Source organism: Kitasatospora cathayae (assembly GCF_027627435.1).
GTDB classification, from domain to species: Bacteria; Actinomycetota; Actinomycetes; order Streptomycetales; family Streptomycetaceae; genus Kitasatospora; species Kitasatospora cathayae.
Window position 1 is genome coordinate 7,256,662 of the sequence record NZ_CP115450.1, and the last position, 15,041, is coordinate 7,271,702.

The following is a 15,041-nucleotide window of genomic DNA, read 5'->3' on the forward strand; positions in this document are numbered from 1 at the left end:
CTCACACCGAGAGCGGCACCGAGTGGATCTCGTCCGCCGGGTGCCCGGTACGGCTGTGGACCCGCTGCACCGCCTCCCTGGACGGCGCCTCGGACAGGCAGTACACGGTGCCCGAATCCGGGTCCGCCCAGGCCTGCTCGAAGTGCACGCCCTCCTCGCTCTCGATCTCCGCGTCGGCCGCCTGGGCCGCCCTGAGCTGCTCCGCCGTGATCCCGGTCATCCCGTGATGGACGTCCATGAACTTCATCGCCGTAGCCTCCGAACCTGGCCCCACCACCAGCCTCGCCCTCCCCGCACGCCGACGCCACCAGACGCCCCTGCCCGTACGTCCCGCCCCCGCCCCGCCCCGCATTCCCGGCGGGACCGTGAAACAGACCACAGTGGAACACCCTCCCTGGGCTCGCGTCCCGCGTGGCACAATGACGTCAACAGCAGTGACGTTCAGCGCACTCCGGGGTCGGTGAAAATCCGAACCGGCGGTTACAGTCCGCGACCCGTCCGCAGCCAGCGGGCGGTTGACCAGGTGAAATTCCTGGACCGACGGTTAAAGTCCGGATGGGAGGCGTGCGCGGGCGGACGAAGAGCAGTACCCGTGGTCCATTCACGTCCATCACGAACCGGACCGGACCACGGTCAGGTGAACGGCGGGAGCAGCGTCTCCCGGGCCGGGCGAGCGATCTCCCGGCGGCTCCGGCACCCCGGCGACGGGTCGTGCCCACGGGCCCGCGCACCGGTGCCCGTCCGTGTCATCTCCCTCTGCCGCCCCGGAGTCCGCGCCCCAAGCGCGAGGAGACCCGGGTGTTCACCGGCATCATCGAAGAGCTCGGCGAGGTCGTGTCGATCGAGGAGATCGGCGACTCCTCGCGAATCCGTCTGCGCGGTCCGGTGGTTCGGGACGGCGCACGTCACGGGGACTCCATCGCGGTCAACGGCGTCTGCCTGACCGTCGTCGACAGCCCCGAGCAACTGGCCGCCGAGACCGGCGAGTTCAGCGCCGACGTGATGGCCGAGACACTGCACCGCTCCAGCCTGGGCGAGCTGAAGCCCGGTTCCCCGGTCAACCTGGAGCGCGCGATGGCGCTCGGCGCCCGGCTCGGCGGCCACCTGGTGCAGGGCCATGTCGATGCCACCGGGCGGCTGTTGAGCCGCGAGCCCGGCGAGCGCGACGCGGACGGCAACCTGCGCTGGGAGGTGCTGCGCTTCTCGCTGCCGGAGTCCATCTCCCGCTACCTGGTGGAGAAGGGCTCGATCACGGTCGACGGCGTCAGCCTCACCGTGGTGGAGGCGGCCCGCGACAGCTTCACCGTCAGCCTCATCCCGGCCACCCTCGCGCTCACCACGCTCGGCGCCAAGGCCCTCGGCGAGAGCGTCAACCTCGAAGTGGACGTGCTCGCCAAGTACGTGGAGCGGCTGCTCGAATCGCGCACCCTGCCCAAGCTGCCCACCCTGCCGTCCGAGCTCCCGAACCTGCCGGGCACCGACACCACCACCGGGGAGACCAAGTGAGCTGGCTCAGCGGCGAGGCGTTCACCGTCCTCGGCGAACACGTGAAGTGGGCCGACATGATCGGCAACCTGCTCGGCTTCGCCGGCCTGGCGCTCGGCTGGCGCCGCTCGGTCTGGAGCTGGCCGGTCCAACTCCTGTCCGGCGTCGTGCTGATCGCCGCCTACCTCGGCGGCCACGTCCCCGGCCTGATCGGCAAGCAGCTGATCGTCATCGTCACCGCCGCCTGGGGCTGGGCGCAGTGGCGGCGCGGTCGTCGCGACACCGGGACGATCGCCGTACGGTTCGCCAGCTGGCCCGAGCGGGCCGCCCTGGTGGCCGGCACCGCGGTCGGCACCGTCGCCCTGGCGCTGCTCTTCACCGCCTACCCCAGCCTGTCCTGGAGCCCCTGGTCGGACGCCTACATCTTCGTCGGCACGCTCGCCGCGATGGTCGCCCAGGCGCGCGGCTGGCTGGAGTTCTGGTTCGCCTGGATCGCGGTCGACGCGGTCGGCGTCCCGTTCGCCTTCAACAGCGGCTACACCTTCTCCGGCCTCACCTACTCCGTCTACTTCGTCCTGGTGCTGCTCGGTCTGCGCTCCTGGTGGCTGAGCACCCGTGAGCCGCGAGCCACGTCCTCCAACGTCCCGCAGGGAGCCACGGCATGACCGAGAACCAGACCCACCACAGCAACCTCGATGACGAGCTCGTGCTCGACCCCGTCGAGCGGGCGATCGCCGACATCGCGGTCGGCCGCGCGGTGGTCGTGGTCGACGACGAGGACCGCGAGAACGAGGGCGACATCGTCTTCGCCGCCTCCGCCGCGACCCCCGAGCTGATGGCCTTCACCATCCGCTACAGCTCCGGCGTGATCTGCGCCCCGATGACCGGCGCGGAGCTGGACCGGCTCAAGCTGCCGCCGATGACCCAGGTCAACGAGGACCGCAAGGGCACCGCGTACACCGTCTCGGTGGACGCCCGCGACGGGGTGGACACCGGCATCTCCGCCGCCGACCGCGCCCGCACCGTCCGGCTGCTCTCCTCGCCCGGCACCGAGCCCGGCGACCTCACCCGCCCCGGGCACGTCTTCCCGCTGCGCGCGGTCGAGGGCGGCGTGCTGGTCCGCCCCGGGCACACCGAGGCCGCCGTCGACCTGGCCCGGCTCGCCGGGCTTCCGCCGGCCGGCGCGATCGCCGAGGTGGTCAACGACGACGGCACCATGGCCCGGCTGCCCGAGCTGGTCGCCTTCGCCCGCGAGCACGGCCTGGCGATCATCTCCATCGAGGACCTGATCGCCTACCGCCGCCGCACCGAGCTGCACGTCGACCGGGCCGCCGTCACCGCCCTGCCCACCGCGCACGGCGAGTTCACCGCGGTCGGCTACCGGGGCACCATCGACGGCGTCGAGCACATCGCGCTGGTGGCCGGCGGCCTCGGGGCGGACGGGCGGCTGCCGGACGGCGAGGACGTCCTGGTGCGGGTCCACTCCGAGTGCCTGACCGGCGACGTCTTCGGTTCGCTGCGCTGCGACTGCGGCCCCCAGCTGGAGGCCTCGCTCCAGCGGGTCGCCGAGGCGGGCCGCGGTGTGGTGCTCTACCTGCGCGGCCACGAGGGCCGGGGGATCGGCCTGGCGCACAAGCTGCGCGCGTACGAGCTGCAGGAGCAGGGCCGCGACACCGTCGACGCCAACCTGGACCTCGGCCTGCCCGCCGACGCCCGCGACTACAGCATCGCGGCGCAGATGCTGGCAGACCTCGGCGTGCGCTCGCTCACCCTGCTGACCAACAACCCGCAGAAGCTGACCGCGCTCACCGAGCACGGCCTCAAGGTCAAGGGGCGCGAGGCGGTCGAGATCGCGCCGGGTGAGCACAACCTGCGCTACCTGCGCACCAAGCGCGACCGGATGGGCCACGACCTGCCCGGCCTCGACTCCTGAAGCACTCCGAGGCTCCGGAAGCCCCACGAGGCTCCCGAAGCCTCCGACGCTCGTGAAGCCCCCGAGGCTCCTGACGCACCCCTACCGAACCGACAGAACGGAAACACGAACATGAGCGGCCACGGAGCCCCCGAGCTGACCATCGACGGCGCCGCCGACCTCAAGGTCGCGGTCGTCGCCGCCCAGTGGCACGACCAGGTGATGAACGGCCTGCTGGACGGCGCCCACCGCGCGCTCAAGGAGCTGGGTGTCGCCGAACCCACCGTCCTGCGCGTCCCCGGCACCTTCGAGCTGCCGGTCGCCGCCAAGCGCCTCGCCGAGCGCGGCTACGACGCCGTCGTCGCCCTCGGCGTGGTGATCCGCGGTGGCACTCCGCACTTCGACTACGTCTGCCAGGCGGCCACCGCCGGCCTCACCCAGGTCAGCGTGGACACCGGCGTCCCGGTCGGCTTCGGCGTGCTGACCTGCGACAACGACGAGCAGGCACTCGACCGTGCGGGCCTGCCGGGCTCCGCCGAGGACAAGGGCCACGAGGCCGTCACCGCCGCCGTCGCCACCGCGGTGACGCTCCGCGACCTCCGCTGAGCGCGCGGCCGCACGGGTGACCGGTCCCGGACCGCGGAGGGTCCATCCGGCCGTCCACGGTCCGGGACCGTTTACCGCCGGTCAGCCCGCACGCCGTATGGTGAGTCCCATCATGGCTTCGAAGACATTCGAGGAGCTCTTCGCCGAGCTCCAGCAGAAGGCCGCCACCGGCGACCCCGCGTCCTCCCGCACCGCCCAGCTCGTCCAGCAGGGCGTCCATTCGATCGGCAAGAAGGTCGTCGAGGAGGCCGCCGAGGTCTGGATGGCCGCCGAGTTCCAGTCGGACGAGCAGACGGCGGAGGAGATCTCGCAGCTCCTGTACCACCTTCAGGTGATGATGATCGCCCGTGGGCTGACGCTCGACGACGTCTACAAGTACCTCTAGAACAGCCAAGCTCCCCGAGCACACCCCTCCAACAGGTAAGGAAGCAACCTCCCATGCTGCGCATCGCCGTCCCCAACAAGGGTTCTCTCTCGGGTCCCGCGGCGGAGATGCTCCATGAGGCCGGCTACCGCCAGCGCAAGGACCCCAAGGAGCTCGTGCTCGTCGACCCCAACAACGAGGTCGAGTTCTTCTTCCTCCGCCCGCGCGACATCGCCGTCTACGTCGGCTCCGGCCGTCTCGACGTCGGCATCACCGGCCGCGACCTGCTGCTGGACTCGCACTCCAACGCGGAGGAGGTGCTCGCCCTCGGCTTCGCCGGGTCGACCTTCCGCTTCGCCCGCCCCGAGGGCGTGGACGTCAAGGACGTGACCGGCCTGGAGGGCCTGAGGATCGCGACCTCCTACACCGGCCTGGTCGAGCAGCACCTGGCCGACCACGGCGTGAAGGCGACGGTCACCAAGCTGGACGGCGCGGTCGAGACCGCGGTGCAGCTGGGCGTCGCCGACGTGATCGCCGACGTGGTGGAGACCGGCACCAGCCTGCGCAACGCCGGTCTGGAGGTCTTCGGCGAGCCGATCCTGATCTCGGACGCCGTGGTGATCCGCCCCAAGGGCGCGGGCGAGGACCCGCGGGTGGAGCAGTTCCTGCGCCGCCTGCAGGGCGTGCTGGTGGCCCGCCGCTACGTGCTGATGGACTACGACATCCGCGCCGAGAAGGTCAGCGCCGCCGTCGCGCTCACCCCCGGCCTGGAGTCGCCGACCGTCTCGCCGCTGCACACCGAGGGCTGGGTGGCCGTCCGCTCGATGGTGCTCCGCAAGGAGGCCCAGCAGATCATGGACGACCTGTGGGGCATCGGTGCCCGGGCGATCCTGGTCACCAACATCCACGCCTGCCGCCTCTGACCTGCCCGCACGACCTGCTCGCACATCCGCGGGTAAAGAACGGTTCAATGGGGCGGGGGCGCCGACCGGCGTCCCCGCCCTCGTGCTGTCGCAAGCCCGGGACCACCGGGTCCGGAAGCACCGGAACCCGAACCACCGGCCCCAGAACCACCGGAGACCCCACGTGTCCACCCCGCCCGTCGAGTTCCCCGTCACCTGGGCGCCCCGCCGCACCCGCGTGGTGCTGCTGCCGGTCTGCGCCGTGCTGGTGGTGCTGTTCGTCGTGCTGGCCATGCTGCTCCCGGCGAACTGGCAGCTCAACGACCGGATCATGATGATCGCCAGCGGCGTGCTGTTCGCGTGCGTGGGCCTGATGCTGGCCCGCCCCCGGGTGACCGCCGACGCGGAGGGCGTGACGGTGGTCAACTTCGTCCGCAGCCGCCGGCTGGCCTGGGCCGAGATCGTCCGGGTCAACTTCCGCCAGGGCGATCCGTGGGCCACCCTCGACCTCGCCGACGGCACCTCGCTCGCCGCGGTGGGCATCCAGTCCGGCGTCGGCAAGGCCCAGGCGATCGCGGACGCCCGCGCGCTGCGCGACCTGGTCGAGCACCACACCCAGGTCTGACGGCGCCCGGCAGCCCCCGGCCCCGACCCCGGTCCCGGTCCTGGCAGGTCCGAACACGCTTCCTAACACCGCACCGGTATGGTCTACGCTGGTAAAAGCGGGGCAAAGATTCAGTCCTGCCCGAAAACGACCCCACTCGAACCGATCCGCGCTTCGAGCGACCTGAGGAGTGACACACCCCCTCGATGGACGATCCGTCCGGTAGTACCTGCGCCGCCTCGCTTCCGACCCCCGGAAGGCAGGCGGCACTGTGATCACCGCCTGGCTGCTGTTGTTCGCAGCCGTTCTCCTGATCCTCGCCAACGGCCTCTTCGTGGCCGCCGAGTTCGCCTTCGTGACCGCTGACCGCGGTGCGGTGGAACGTTCCGCCGAGGCCGGCGACGCCAAGTCCGCCCGGGTCTCCCGGGCCCTGCGGCACCTCTCCTTCGAACTCTCCGGCGCCCAGCTGGGCATCACCGTCACCTCGCTGGTGGTCGGCATGCTCGCCGAGCCGGCCCTGTCGACCCTTCTCCAGCCCGTGATGTCGGGCATCGGGGTGCCCGACTCGGTCGCCCGCGGCGCCGCCGTGGTGATCGGCATGGTGCTGGCCACCGTCGTCCAGATGGTGATCGGCGAGCTGGTCCCGAAGAACTGGGCGATCTCCCGCCCGCTCCAGGTGGCCCGCGCGGTCGCCGCCCCGCACATGGCCTTCTCCTTCGTCTGCCGTCCGCTGATCAGCTTCCTGAACGGCGCCGCCGACCGGACCGTCCGGGCCTTCGGCGTCGAGCCGCAGGAGGAGCTGGAGCACGCCCGCACCCCGGCCGAGCTGGTCTCGCTGGCCCGGCACTCGGCCAAGGCCGGTGCGATAGACGAGGAGTCGGCGACCCTGTTCGTCCGCACCCTCGGCCTCGGCGAACTCACCGCCGAGTCGGTGATGACCCCGCGGATCGACGTCGCCGCCCTCCAGCGCGACGCCACCGCCTCCGACGTGATCAACCTGACCCGGGCCACCGGCCTGTCCCGCTTCCCGGTCTACACCGACACCGTGGACGAGGTCACCGGCATCGTGACGCTCAAGGACGCGCTCGCCGTGCCGGCCGTCCGGCGCGCTCAGGTGCGGGTCGCCGAGCTGGCCTCGCCGCCGCTGCTGGTGCCCGAGACCCTGCCCGCCGAGCGGCTGCTCGACCAGCTGCGCCGGCTCCAGCCGATGGCCATCGTGGTCGACGAGTACGGCGGCACCGCCGGCGTCGTCACCGTCGAGGACATCGTCGAGGAGATCGTCGGCGAGGTGCAGGACGAGCACGACCCGGCCGACCACCCCGACCTGCTCCCGCTGCCGGCCGTCGACGGCCTGCCCGCCTGGGAGGCGGACGGCCGCGCCCGGCTCGACCAGCTGGAGGCGATCGGCCTGAACGCCCCGGACGGCCCGTACGAGACCCTGGCCGGCCTGGTCGCCGACCTGCTCGGCAAGCTCCCCGAGGTGGGCGAGCAGGCCGTGCTGCCCGGCTGGCTGCTCACCGTGACCGGCGTCGACCGGCACCGCACCAGCCAGGTCCGGGTGGAGCGCACCAGCGCGCCCGGGCTGTTCGGCGAGGCCGGGGAGGACGTCCGATGACCGTCCTGCAACTGCTCCTCGCGGTGCTGCTCCTGCTCGGCAACGCCTTCTTCGTCGGCGCCGAGTTCGCCGTCGTCTCGGTGCGCCGCAGCCAGATCGAGCCGCTCGCCGAGGCCGGGCACAAGCGCGCCCGCACCGTGCTGCACGCGCTGACCAACGTCTCCGCGATGCTGGCCGCCGCCCAGCTCGGCATCACCGTCTGCTCGCTGGGCCTCGGTGCGCTCGCCGAGCCGACCATCGCCGCCCTGCTGGAGGGCCCGTTCCACGCGATCGGCGTCCCGCCCGGCCTGATGCACCCGCTCTCGTACGGGATCTCGCTCGCCCTCGTGGTGTTCCTGCACATGGTGATGGGCGAGATGGTGCCGAAGAACATGGCCATGGCCGGCCCGGAGCGGGCCGCGCTCTGGCTCGGCCCGCCGCTGGACCGGCTGGCCCGCTGGCTCGCCCCGGTGATCCGGCTGCTCAACGCCTTCGCCAACGGCGTGCTGAAGCTGTTCCGGGTCGAGGCCAAGGGCGAGGTCGAGTCGGTCTTCACCACCGAGCAGCTGATGTACCTGCTGGTCGACTCCCGGGACGCCGGCCTGCTCGACGAGGACCGCCAGGAGCGGCTGGAGGACGCCCTGGAGCTGGGCCGCCGCCCGGTCACCGACGTGCTGCTGCCGCCCGAGCAGCTGGTCACCGTCGACCCGAAGGCGACCGCCGTCGAGGTCGAGGAGCTCGCCCTGCGCACCGGCTTCTCGCGCTTCCCGGTCACCGACGGCGACCCGGCCGGTCGCGGCTACCTGGGCTACCTCCACCTCAAGGACATCCTCGACGTGGAGGACCGGTCGACGCCCGTCCCGGCCCGGCTGTGGCGGCCGATCACGGTGCTGCGCGGCAGCCTCCCGCTGGACGACGCCCTCGGCGCGATGCGCCGGGCCGCCTGCCACCTGGCCGCCGTGCTGGACCAGGACGGGCGCACGATCGGCGTGGTCATGCTGGAGGACGTCCTGGAGGAGCTGGTCGGCGAGATGCACGACCCCGACCACCGGACGACCGCCTGAGCCTGAATCCCCGGTCGTTCGCCGAGGTTCGCCGACGGCGATTCTGCCCACAGCAGGCAACGCTTCCCATGCCGGCCACTCTGACGCCAGGGTGGCCGGCATGAGACTGCTGCTGCTGGGTGGAACGAAGTTCGTCGGGCGGGCCGTCGCCGAGGAGGCGCTGGCCAGGGGCTGGGAGGTGACGGCCCTCAACCGCGGTACCCAGCCCGCGCCCGAGGGCGTGCGGGTACTGCGGGGCGACCGCACCGCCGACGACGGCCTCGCCGCGCTGGGCACGGGCGAGTGGGACGCGGTGGTGGACACCTGGTCCTGGGCCCCGGCGGCGGTGCGCGACAGCGCCCGGCAGCTGTTCGGCCGGGTCGGCCACTACGCGTACGTCTCCAGCCGGTCGGTCTACGACTACCCGCTGCGCGCCGGGGCGGACGAGACAGCCCCGGTGGTGCCCTCCTCCCCGGACCTCACCGGCGAGGTGCCCTACGCCGAGGCCAAGCGCGGCGCCGAGCTGGCCCTGGAGGAGGAGTACGGCGGGAGCGCCCTGCTGGTCCGCGCCGGGCTGATCCTCGGCCCGTACGAGAACATCGGCCGACTGCCCTGGTGGCTGAACCGGATCGCCCGCGGCGGCCCGGTGCTCGCCCCCGGCCCGCGTGATCTGGCGCTGCAGTACATCGACGGCCGTGACCTCGCCGCCTGGACCCTGGACGCGGTGGCGGCCCGGCTCAGCGGCCCGTACAACGTGGTCAGCCCGGCCGGCCACACCACCATGGGCGGACTGCTGGAGGCCTGCGTCCGGACCACCGGCTCGGACGCCGAACTGCGCTGGACCGACCCGGAGCGGATCGTCGCGGCGGGCGTGCAGCCGTGGACGGAGCTGCCGATCTGGCTGGCGCCCGGCGAGCTGTACGACTTCCTGCACGGAGCCTCGGTCGGCCGCGCGGTCGGTGCCGGGCTGCGCTGCCGCCCGGTCGCCGAGACGGTCGAGGACACCTGGGCCTGGCTGCGCTCGATCGGCGGCGACGCCCCGCAGCGCGCCGACCGTCCGAACGTCGGGCTCGACCCCGCGCGCGAGGCGGAGCTGCTCAAGGGCTGAGGGGCGTCGGGACGGCCCGGTCGCTCAGCCCCGACCGTCGATCAGCTCGCCGTACGCCTGCACCAGGTCCGGCAGCCGCAGGGTCGCCAGGTCCTCCCGGCCCGGCGGCTCGCGCAGCAGCGACAGCCGCAGGTCCCGGTAGGCGCAGGACTTCTCGTAGAGGGTGCGGATGAACCGGCCGTTGCCCAGCTCGTCGATCCAGCCCTCGCGCACCACGTGGGTGCAGATGCTGGCCAGTTCCTCGGCCGCGTCCTCGTCCCAGCCGTCGCCGTCCCGGCCGGCCAGCGCCGCGCCGATCGCGGTCAGCTCGTTCGGCCGGTAGCTGGGGAAGTCGACCCTGGTGGTGAAGCGGGAGTTGAGGCCGGGGTTGGTGGCGAGCAGCCGGTTCATCCCCTCGGGGTAGCCGGCCAGGATCACCACCAGTCGGTCCCGGTTGTCCTCGGCCCGCTTCAGCAGCACCTGGAGCGCCTCGTCGCCGTACGCGTCGCCCTTGGTGTAGCCGGAGTTGGAAAGGCTGTACGCCTCGTCGATGAACAGCACGCCGTCCAGTGCGGAGTCGATCAGCTCGTTCGCCTTGACGGCGGTCTGGCCGAGGAACTCGCCCACCAGGTCCGCCCGTTGGGCCTCCACCAGGTGATCGCCGGAGAGCAGGCCGAGGGCGTGGAAGACCCGGCCGAGGATCCGCGCCACGGTGGTCTTGCCGGTGCCGGAGGGTCCGGAGAAGACGAAGTGCCGCTTCGGCGGCTGGACCGGCAGCCCCTGTTCGGCCCGCAGTCGGGACATTCTCAACTGGGCCGAGAGCGCCCGTACTTGGCGCTTGACCGGCTCCAGGCCCACCATCAGCGAGAGTTCGGCCAGCGCCGCGTCCAACTCCCTTTCGTCGCCCGCGGATCGGGGCACCGGCGGGGGAGCGGTACGGGACTGCGCCGCGCCGCGCACCGGCAGCGGCACGGGCGCGGCCGGTCCGGCCGGGGAGCCCGAGCCGGAGCGCTCGCCCGCCGCCTGCGGGGCGCCGCCCACCGGGGCGGCGGCGTCCGGCCCCGGTTCGGCGAGCGGGCCGTCCACCAGCGTCGCATCCACCGATGGCCCGCCGCCGACGGGCGCGGCCCCACTGCCGAACTCGGCATCGTGCAGCGGTCCTTCGGGGTACCCGGGGTCGTCCTGGCACCCCTGCTCGCCGCCCGCCCCGGCGCCGTTGAGCCCGGCGCCGTCGAGCCCGGTGCAATCCAGTCCAGTGCCGTCCAGCCCGGCACCGTCCAGCCCCCCGACGTCCAGCCCCCCCGCGTCCGGCTCCGCAGCCTCCGGTCCGCCCGGGCGCCCGCCCGCCAGCAGCCCGTCCGCGAGCGCGTCCTCCGCCGAGATCGCCGCCAGCCGGGCCGAGGTGTCCATGAACGCCGGATCCGCCCGGTGCACCGCCCGGTACAGCGGCAGCGCCGCCGCGCTGCGCCCGGCCCCCTCGTACGCCCGGGCCAGCCAGTAGCGCAGTTCCTTGCGCTGCGGCTGCTCGGAGCGGCAGCGCGCCAGTGAGGCGGCCAGCGGCCCCTGGGCCTGGGCGCACATGTCCAGCCGCACCCGGGCCATGCCGGCGAAGAGCCCGGCCTCGATGCCCAGCAGCGGGTCGTCCAGCAGCCGGTCGGTGTCCCGGATCAACTGCTCCCAGTCCTTGAGCAGATAGGAGCGGCAGGCGTAGAGGAACTGTGCGGACGGATCCTCGCCGGGCGCCGGGCACTGCTCCAACGCCCGGTCCAGCTCGGCCAGGTGGCGGCCGTCCAGCCAGTGCGAGGCGTGCGCCAGCGCGAGGTCGCGGGCGTCCTCCAGCACCGGTTGCACCCACCAGCCCAGCCAGTACCAGGAGCTGAGCGGGCGCCGGTGCAGCCGTCGTTGTTCGCCGAAGCGCTTCTGGTTGCGGTACATGGCCAGCAGGGCCGCCGAGGTGTCGCTGCGCAGCGCGTGCAGCCCGAGCCAGGCGTCGGCCATGCCCGGGTCCAGCCGGACGGCCGCCCGGAACTCCTCCTCGGCCCGGGCGTAGGCGCCGGCCGTGTAGGCGTCCATGGCGCGCGACCAGGCCCGGTCGGCGAGCCGGTCCGGGCCGCCCGTCGTGCTGTCGGAACTGTCCACCGTCGTCACTCACGCCCCCCGCGGTGTGGCCCGGGGCCCGGCCGGCGGATCGCCTGCGGGCAGCCGGGCCGGTGGTCGGAAGCCCCCGGGGCGCATATGCGCCTACGGGAATCGTACCGGCGCGGAGCTGATCCGGAAGGTGCCGTACAGGGTCAAATGCGATCGCGCGCAGGGCTGTTGGGCGTGCGGATGGCCGAAACACCGCTGGCCGGGCGGGTGCGGGAGGGGACCGGACGGCGCCCCCGGCTCACGGGGGAACAAGCCGGGGACGCCGGGTCCGAGGCGCCGGAACGGTTGGTTCCGGCGGCTGAGGAGAACCTAGATCCTGGCGATGTCGCAGGTCAAGGGCTAGTTGAAGGTTCACCGACGGTGCCCGGCAGGATCCGTCCGGTCACCCCGTCGACCCGCGTCGCGGCGTACGGACGGCTCGGGTCAGCGGCGAAGTGCGCCGCCTCCGCCCGGGCCCAGTGCGCCCAGAACCCGGCGAGTTCCGGCCCGTCCCGCTCCTCCCCGCGCCGCCGGGCCGCGGCGGCCTCCAGTTCCATCCAGATCACCCGGGCCAGCCACGGACGCACCTCCCGGCGCCCCGCGCCGACCCCCTCCACCAGGACCACCGGGGCGAGCGGCACCCGGGCGGCGCCCGCGAAGCGGCGCAGTGTCCAGTCGTACACCCGGTGCTCGGCCTCCCGCCCGGCCGCCAGCGGCTCCAGCACCTGCTCGCGCAGCCGTTCGGTCCACTCGAACAGCTCGGCGTGGGTGGCCAGGTCGTCCAGGTGCACCACCGGCGCCCCGCCGAGCGCCGCCGCCAGCCGCCCGGCGAAGGTCGTCTTGCCGGAGCCGGCGTGCCCGTCGACCGCGACCAGCCGCACCGGCCCGCAGGAGGGCGCCAGCGCGCGCAGCTCGGCGACGAGAGCGCCGAGCGCGTCGGCCGTGCCGGGGGTGCCGAGCGCGTCGGGCACACCGAGCGCGTCGGGCACACCGAGCCCGTCGGGCCCGGTCCGCGCGTCGCCGGGAGCGGACGGACGGAGGGAGGGGGCGGTTCCGGATGCAGCCACAACGTCAACCCTACGGTGCTGTAACCCACCACTGCGGACAGTTCATCTGTGCTGGTCGTGACGGCAGCGCGGCTTTCGGGCATACTCGCCTTCGCCACGCCTGTGAACGGCCGTTCACCGCAACCCGGTGCCCGGTCGGGCCGACCTGCCACACCCGCGCCGGACCCCCACCACCCCGGGCCGGCCCCCGATCGAGGAGGCGACCCCCGCCATGACCCCCTCCCCCGTGAAAGCCGTGGAGCGCCAGCTGCCCAGCGAGGAGGCCCGCGAGCTGCTGAGCCTCACCCGGGACCTGGTCCAGCGCGAGCTCCAGCCGCGCGCGGCGGAGGACGAGGCCGCCGGCCGCTTCCCCCGGGAGGTCTTCCGCACCCTCGGCGAGGCCGGCCTGCTGTCCCTCCCGTACGACGAGAAGTACGGCGGCGGCGAGCAGCCCTACGAGGTGTACCTGCAGGTGCTGGAGGAGCTCGCGGCCGGCTGGCTGGCCGTCGGCCTCGGCGTCAGCGTGCACACCCTGTCCTGCCACGCGCTGGCCACCTTCGGCAGCGAGGAGCAGCGCGAGAACTGGCTGCCCGGCATGCTCTCCGGCGAGCAGCTCGGCGCCTACTGCCTCTCCGAGCCGCAGTCCGGCTCGGACGCGGCCGCCCTGCGCACCCGCGCCGACCTGGACGGCGAGGAGTACGTCGTCAACGGCACCAAGGCGTGGATCACCCACGGCGGGCAGGCCGACTTCTACAGTGCCCTGGTGCGCACCGGCGCCGAGGGCCCCAAGGGCATCAGCTGCCTGCTCGTCCCCGGCACCCAGCAGGGCCTCTCGGCCGCGCCGCCGGAGCACAAGATGGGCATGCGCTCCTCGCCGACCGCCCAGCTGCACTTCGACGGCGCCCGGGTGTCCCGCGAGCGGCTGATCGGCGAGGAGGGCCAGGGCTTCCAGATCGCGCTCGCCGCACTGGACTCCGGCCGCCTCGGCATCGCCGCCTGCGCGATCGGCGTCGCCCAGGCCGCGCTCGACCTCGCGGTCGACTACGCGCGCACCCGGCGCCAGTTCGGCCGTCCGATCGCCGAGTTCCAGGGCCTCTCCTTCATGCTCGCCGACATGGCCACCCAGATCGAGGCCGGACGCTCGCTCTACCTCGCCGCCGCGCGGCTGCGCGACGCGGGCCGGCCGTTCTCCAAGGAGGCGGCGATGGCCAAGCTGTTCTGCACCGACACGGCGATGCGGGTGACCACCGACGCCGTCCAGGTGCTCGGCGGCTACGGCTACACCCAGGACTTCCCCGCCGAGCGCTACATGCGCGAGGCCAAGGTGCTGCAGATCGTCGAGGGCACCAACCAGATCCAGCGCCTGGTGATCGGCCGCCACCTCACCAAGGGCTGAGCCCCGAAACCAAGGGCTGAGCCCCGAAAAACGGCCTCCGGCCGTCACTCCAGGGTGCGGAGTGACGGCCGGAGGCGATTCTGACGTGGCGTCAACATTCCTGCGGGCGGCGGGAGTCAGCGTCGGGCGAGGCGCCGTCGCTGCTCCGGGATGGTGGCCAGCGGCACGGCCCCGGCGACCGCTCGCCCGGCCTTGGCCGGGGCGGCGGCCGCCGCCGCGCTGCGCACCGGGCGGTGCACCAGCGCGTGCGAGAACGGCTGGGTGCGCCAGTCGAGCCCGCTCGGGAGCTTGAACAGCGCGTCGAACCTGGACGGTCGGGCGTCCTCGGGGGCCTCGACCTCGGCCAGGTCGTCGGTCGGCGTGCCCGAACCGGGGCAGATCGCGGGGGCGAAGGGGTTCCAGGCGGTCGGCAGCAGCGCGTGCTGCGGCAACCGCTCCTCGTCCGCCACCAGGGCGATCGGGCGACGGCACTCGGGGCAGTGGACCCGGAAGATGTCCCAGCTCTCGGCGTCGCCGGGGTCGCCGCCCGGCGCGTGGTCGACCGCGAGGTCGTCGCGGCCGGTCAGATCGTCGGTCTCGTCGGTGGCCAGCACGCGCTGGTCAGTAGCAGGCATGAGGATCCCCCTAGGATCGGGCCCGGCGTGGTCGCTCAGGGCCACAACCAGCACTTCCCTGCCGTCCGGGCTCATAACCCTGCGGAGTCGTGCACCGTGATGCACCGGGTGTGTCCTTGGACACACCGCCCGCCACATTCACCCGGCAAATGCCCGTGTGACACCTGCAAGCCCACTGTGATCCGCCCGCTCGCCTCCGTGCGCTCTTGACCCGGCGCCGACGTTTCTCGCTCCCACGCTCGTTCCTCGCTCGTCGCTCGT

General features: G+C 73.1%; 15 protein-coding genes and 1 riboswitch. Of the genes, 11 read left to right on the plus strand and 4 right to left on the minus strand.

Features of this window, described 5'->3' with window-relative positions; all coding sequences use genetic code 11:
- Position 1: 1 nt before the first annotated feature.
- Positions 2-247, minus strand: a complete 246-nt coding sequence (locus O1G21_RS32770) for an SCO4226 family nickel-binding protein (protein WP_270148762.1) — start codon at positions 245-247, stop codon at positions 2-4.
- Between the two features lie 196 nt (positions 248-443).
- Positions 444-571: riboswitch (FMN riboswitch) on the plus strand.
- A gap of 227 nt (positions 572-798) precedes the next feature.
- On the opposite strand from O1G21_RS32770, the gene O1G21_RS32775 reads away from it, so the two are divergent.
- The 10 genes from O1G21_RS32775 (at position 799) to O1G21_RS32820 (ending at position 9,618) form a co-directional block, all read left to right on the plus strand.
- Positions 799-1,506 carry a riboflavin synthase gene (locus tag O1G21_RS32775; RefSeq protein WP_270148764.1) on the plus strand — a complete coding sequence of 236 codons (708 nt, stop codon included), beginning with the start codon at positions 799-801 and terminating at the stop codon, positions 1,504-1,506.
- Positions 1,503-2,150 carry a nicotinamide mononucleotide transporter family protein gene (locus O1G21_RS32780; RefSeq protein WP_270148765.1) on the plus strand — a complete coding sequence of 216 codons (648 nt, stop codon included), beginning with the start codon at positions 1,503-1,505 and terminating at the stop codon, positions 2,148-2,150. The genes O1G21_RS32775 and O1G21_RS32780 overlap by 4 nt, the downstream gene beginning before the upstream one ends.
- The gene (locus tag O1G21_RS32785; protein WP_270148767.1) at positions 2,147-3,418 is read left to right on the plus strand and encodes a bifunctional 3,4-dihydroxy-2-butanone-4-phosphate synthase/GTP cyclohydrolase II; all 1,272 of its coding nucleotides are present in this window, start codon (positions 2,147-2,149) and stop codon (positions 3,416-3,418) included. The genes O1G21_RS32780 and O1G21_RS32785 overlap by 4 nt, the downstream gene beginning before the upstream one ends.
- A gap of 111 nt (positions 3,419-3,529) precedes the next feature.
- Positions 3,530-4,003: a 6,7-dimethyl-8-ribityllumazine synthase gene (ribH, locus tag O1G21_RS32790; protein WP_270148769.1), complete on the plus strand. Its 474-nt coding sequence runs from the start codon at positions 3,530-3,532 to the stop codon at positions 4,001-4,003.
- A 112-nt stretch (positions 4,004-4,115) separates the two neighbouring features.
- The gene (locus O1G21_RS32795; RefSeq protein WP_270148771.1) at positions 4,116-4,388 is read left to right on the plus strand and encodes a phosphoribosyl-ATP diphosphatase; all 273 of its coding nucleotides are present in this window, start codon (positions 4,116-4,118) and stop codon (positions 4,386-4,388) included.
- Between the two features lie 53 nt (positions 4,389-4,441).
- Entirely contained in the window at positions 4,442-5,290 is an 849-nt protein-coding gene (hisG, locus tag O1G21_RS32800; RefSeq protein ID WP_270148773.1) for an ATP phosphoribosyltransferase, read from the plus strand.
- 163 nt (positions 5,291-5,453) lie between these two features.
- Complete coding sequence (locus tag O1G21_RS32805) at positions 5,454-5,894, plus strand: PH domain-containing protein (protein ID WP_270148776.1); 441 nt, start codon at positions 5,454-5,456, stop codon at positions 5,892-5,894.
- Positions 5,895-6,144: 250 nt separating this feature from the next.
- A complete protein-coding gene (locus O1G21_RS32810; RefSeq protein WP_270148778.1) occupies positions 6,145-7,488 on the plus strand; it encodes a hemolysin family protein in 1,344 nt (447 codons plus the stop codon).
- Entirely contained in the window at positions 7,485-8,531 is a 1,047-nt protein-coding gene (locus O1G21_RS32815) for a hemolysin family protein (protein WP_270148780.1), read from the plus strand. The genes O1G21_RS32810 and O1G21_RS32815 overlap by 4 nt, the downstream gene beginning before the upstream one ends.
- A gap of 100 nt (positions 8,532-8,631) precedes the next feature.
- Positions 8,632-9,618: an NAD-dependent epimerase/dehydratase family protein gene (locus O1G21_RS32820; RefSeq protein WP_270148782.1), complete on the plus strand. Its 987-nt coding sequence runs from the start codon at positions 8,632-8,634 to the stop codon at positions 9,616-9,618.
- Between the two features lie 24 nt (positions 9,619-9,642).
- Here the strand turns inward: O1G21_RS32820 and O1G21_RS32825 are convergent, their stop codons facing one another.
- Entirely contained in the window at positions 9,643-11,670 is a 2,028-nt protein-coding gene (locus O1G21_RS32825) for an AAA family ATPase (RefSeq protein ID WP_270151377.1), read from the minus strand.
- Positions 11,671-12,077: 407 nt separating this feature from the next.
- Positions 12,078-12,695, minus strand: a complete 618-nt coding sequence (locus O1G21_RS32830) for a uridine kinase family protein (protein ID WP_405000841.1) — start codon at positions 12,693-12,695, stop codon at positions 12,078-12,080.
- A gap of 307 nt (positions 12,696-13,002) precedes the next feature.
- Between O1G21_RS32830 and O1G21_RS32835 the strand changes: the two genes are divergently transcribed.
- Positions 13,003-14,166, plus strand: coding sequence for an acyl-CoA dehydrogenase family protein (locus O1G21_RS32835; RefSeq protein WP_270148783.1), 1,164 nt, complete (start codon positions 13,003-13,005; stop codon positions 14,164-14,166).
- Positions 14,167-14,282: 116 nt separating this feature from the next.
- Here O1G21_RS32835 and O1G21_RS32840 read toward each other — a convergent pair whose 3' ends face one another.
- Positions 14,283-14,780 carry a hypothetical protein gene (locus tag O1G21_RS32840; RefSeq protein ID WP_270148785.1) on the minus strand — a complete coding sequence of 166 codons (498 nt, stop codon included), beginning with the start codon at positions 14,778-14,780 and terminating at the stop codon, positions 14,283-14,285.
- Between the last annotated feature and the right edge of the window lie 261 nt (positions 14,781-15,041).

Bases quoted from the DNA above. Each gene is read 5' to 3' on its own strand.
- O1G21_RS32770 (WP_270148762.1), bottom strand. From the start codon at position 247: ATGAAGTTCATGGACGTCCATCACGGGATGACCGGGATCACGGCGGAG.
- O1G21_RS32785 (WP_270148767.1), top strand. From the start codon at position 2,147: ATGACCGAGAACCAGACCCACCACAGCAACCTCGATGACGAGCTCGTG.
- ribH (WP_270148769.1), top strand. From the start codon at position 3,530: ATGAGCGGCCACGGAGCCCCCGAGCTGACCATCGACGGCGCCGCCGAC.
- O1G21_RS32795 (WP_270148771.1), top strand. From the start codon at position 4,116: ATGGCTTCGAAGACATTCGAGGAGCTCTTCGCCGAGCTCCAGCAGAAG.
- hisG (WP_270148773.1), top strand. From the start codon at position 4,442: ATGCTGCGCATCGCCGTCCCCAACAAGGGTTCTCTCTCGGGTCCCGCG.
- O1G21_RS32815 (WP_270148780.1), top strand. From the start codon at position 7,485: ATGACCGTCCTGCAACTGCTCCTCGCGGTGCTGCTCCTGCTCGGCAAC.
- O1G21_RS32820 (WP_270148782.1), top strand. From the start codon at position 8,632: ATGAGACTGCTGCTGCTGGGTGGAACGAAGTTCGTCGGGCGGGCCGTC.
- O1G21_RS32825 (WP_270151377.1), bottom strand. From the start codon at position 11,670: ATGGACGCCTACACGGCCGGCGCCTACGCCCGGGCCGAGGAGGAGTTC.
- O1G21_RS32835 (WP_270148783.1), top strand. From the start codon at position 13,003: ATGACCCCCTCCCCCGTGAAAGCCGTGGAGCGCCAGCTGCCCAGCGAG.
- O1G21_RS32840 (WP_270148785.1), bottom strand. From the start codon at position 14,780: ATGCCTGCTACTGACCAGCGCGTGCTGGCCACCGACGAGACCGACGAT.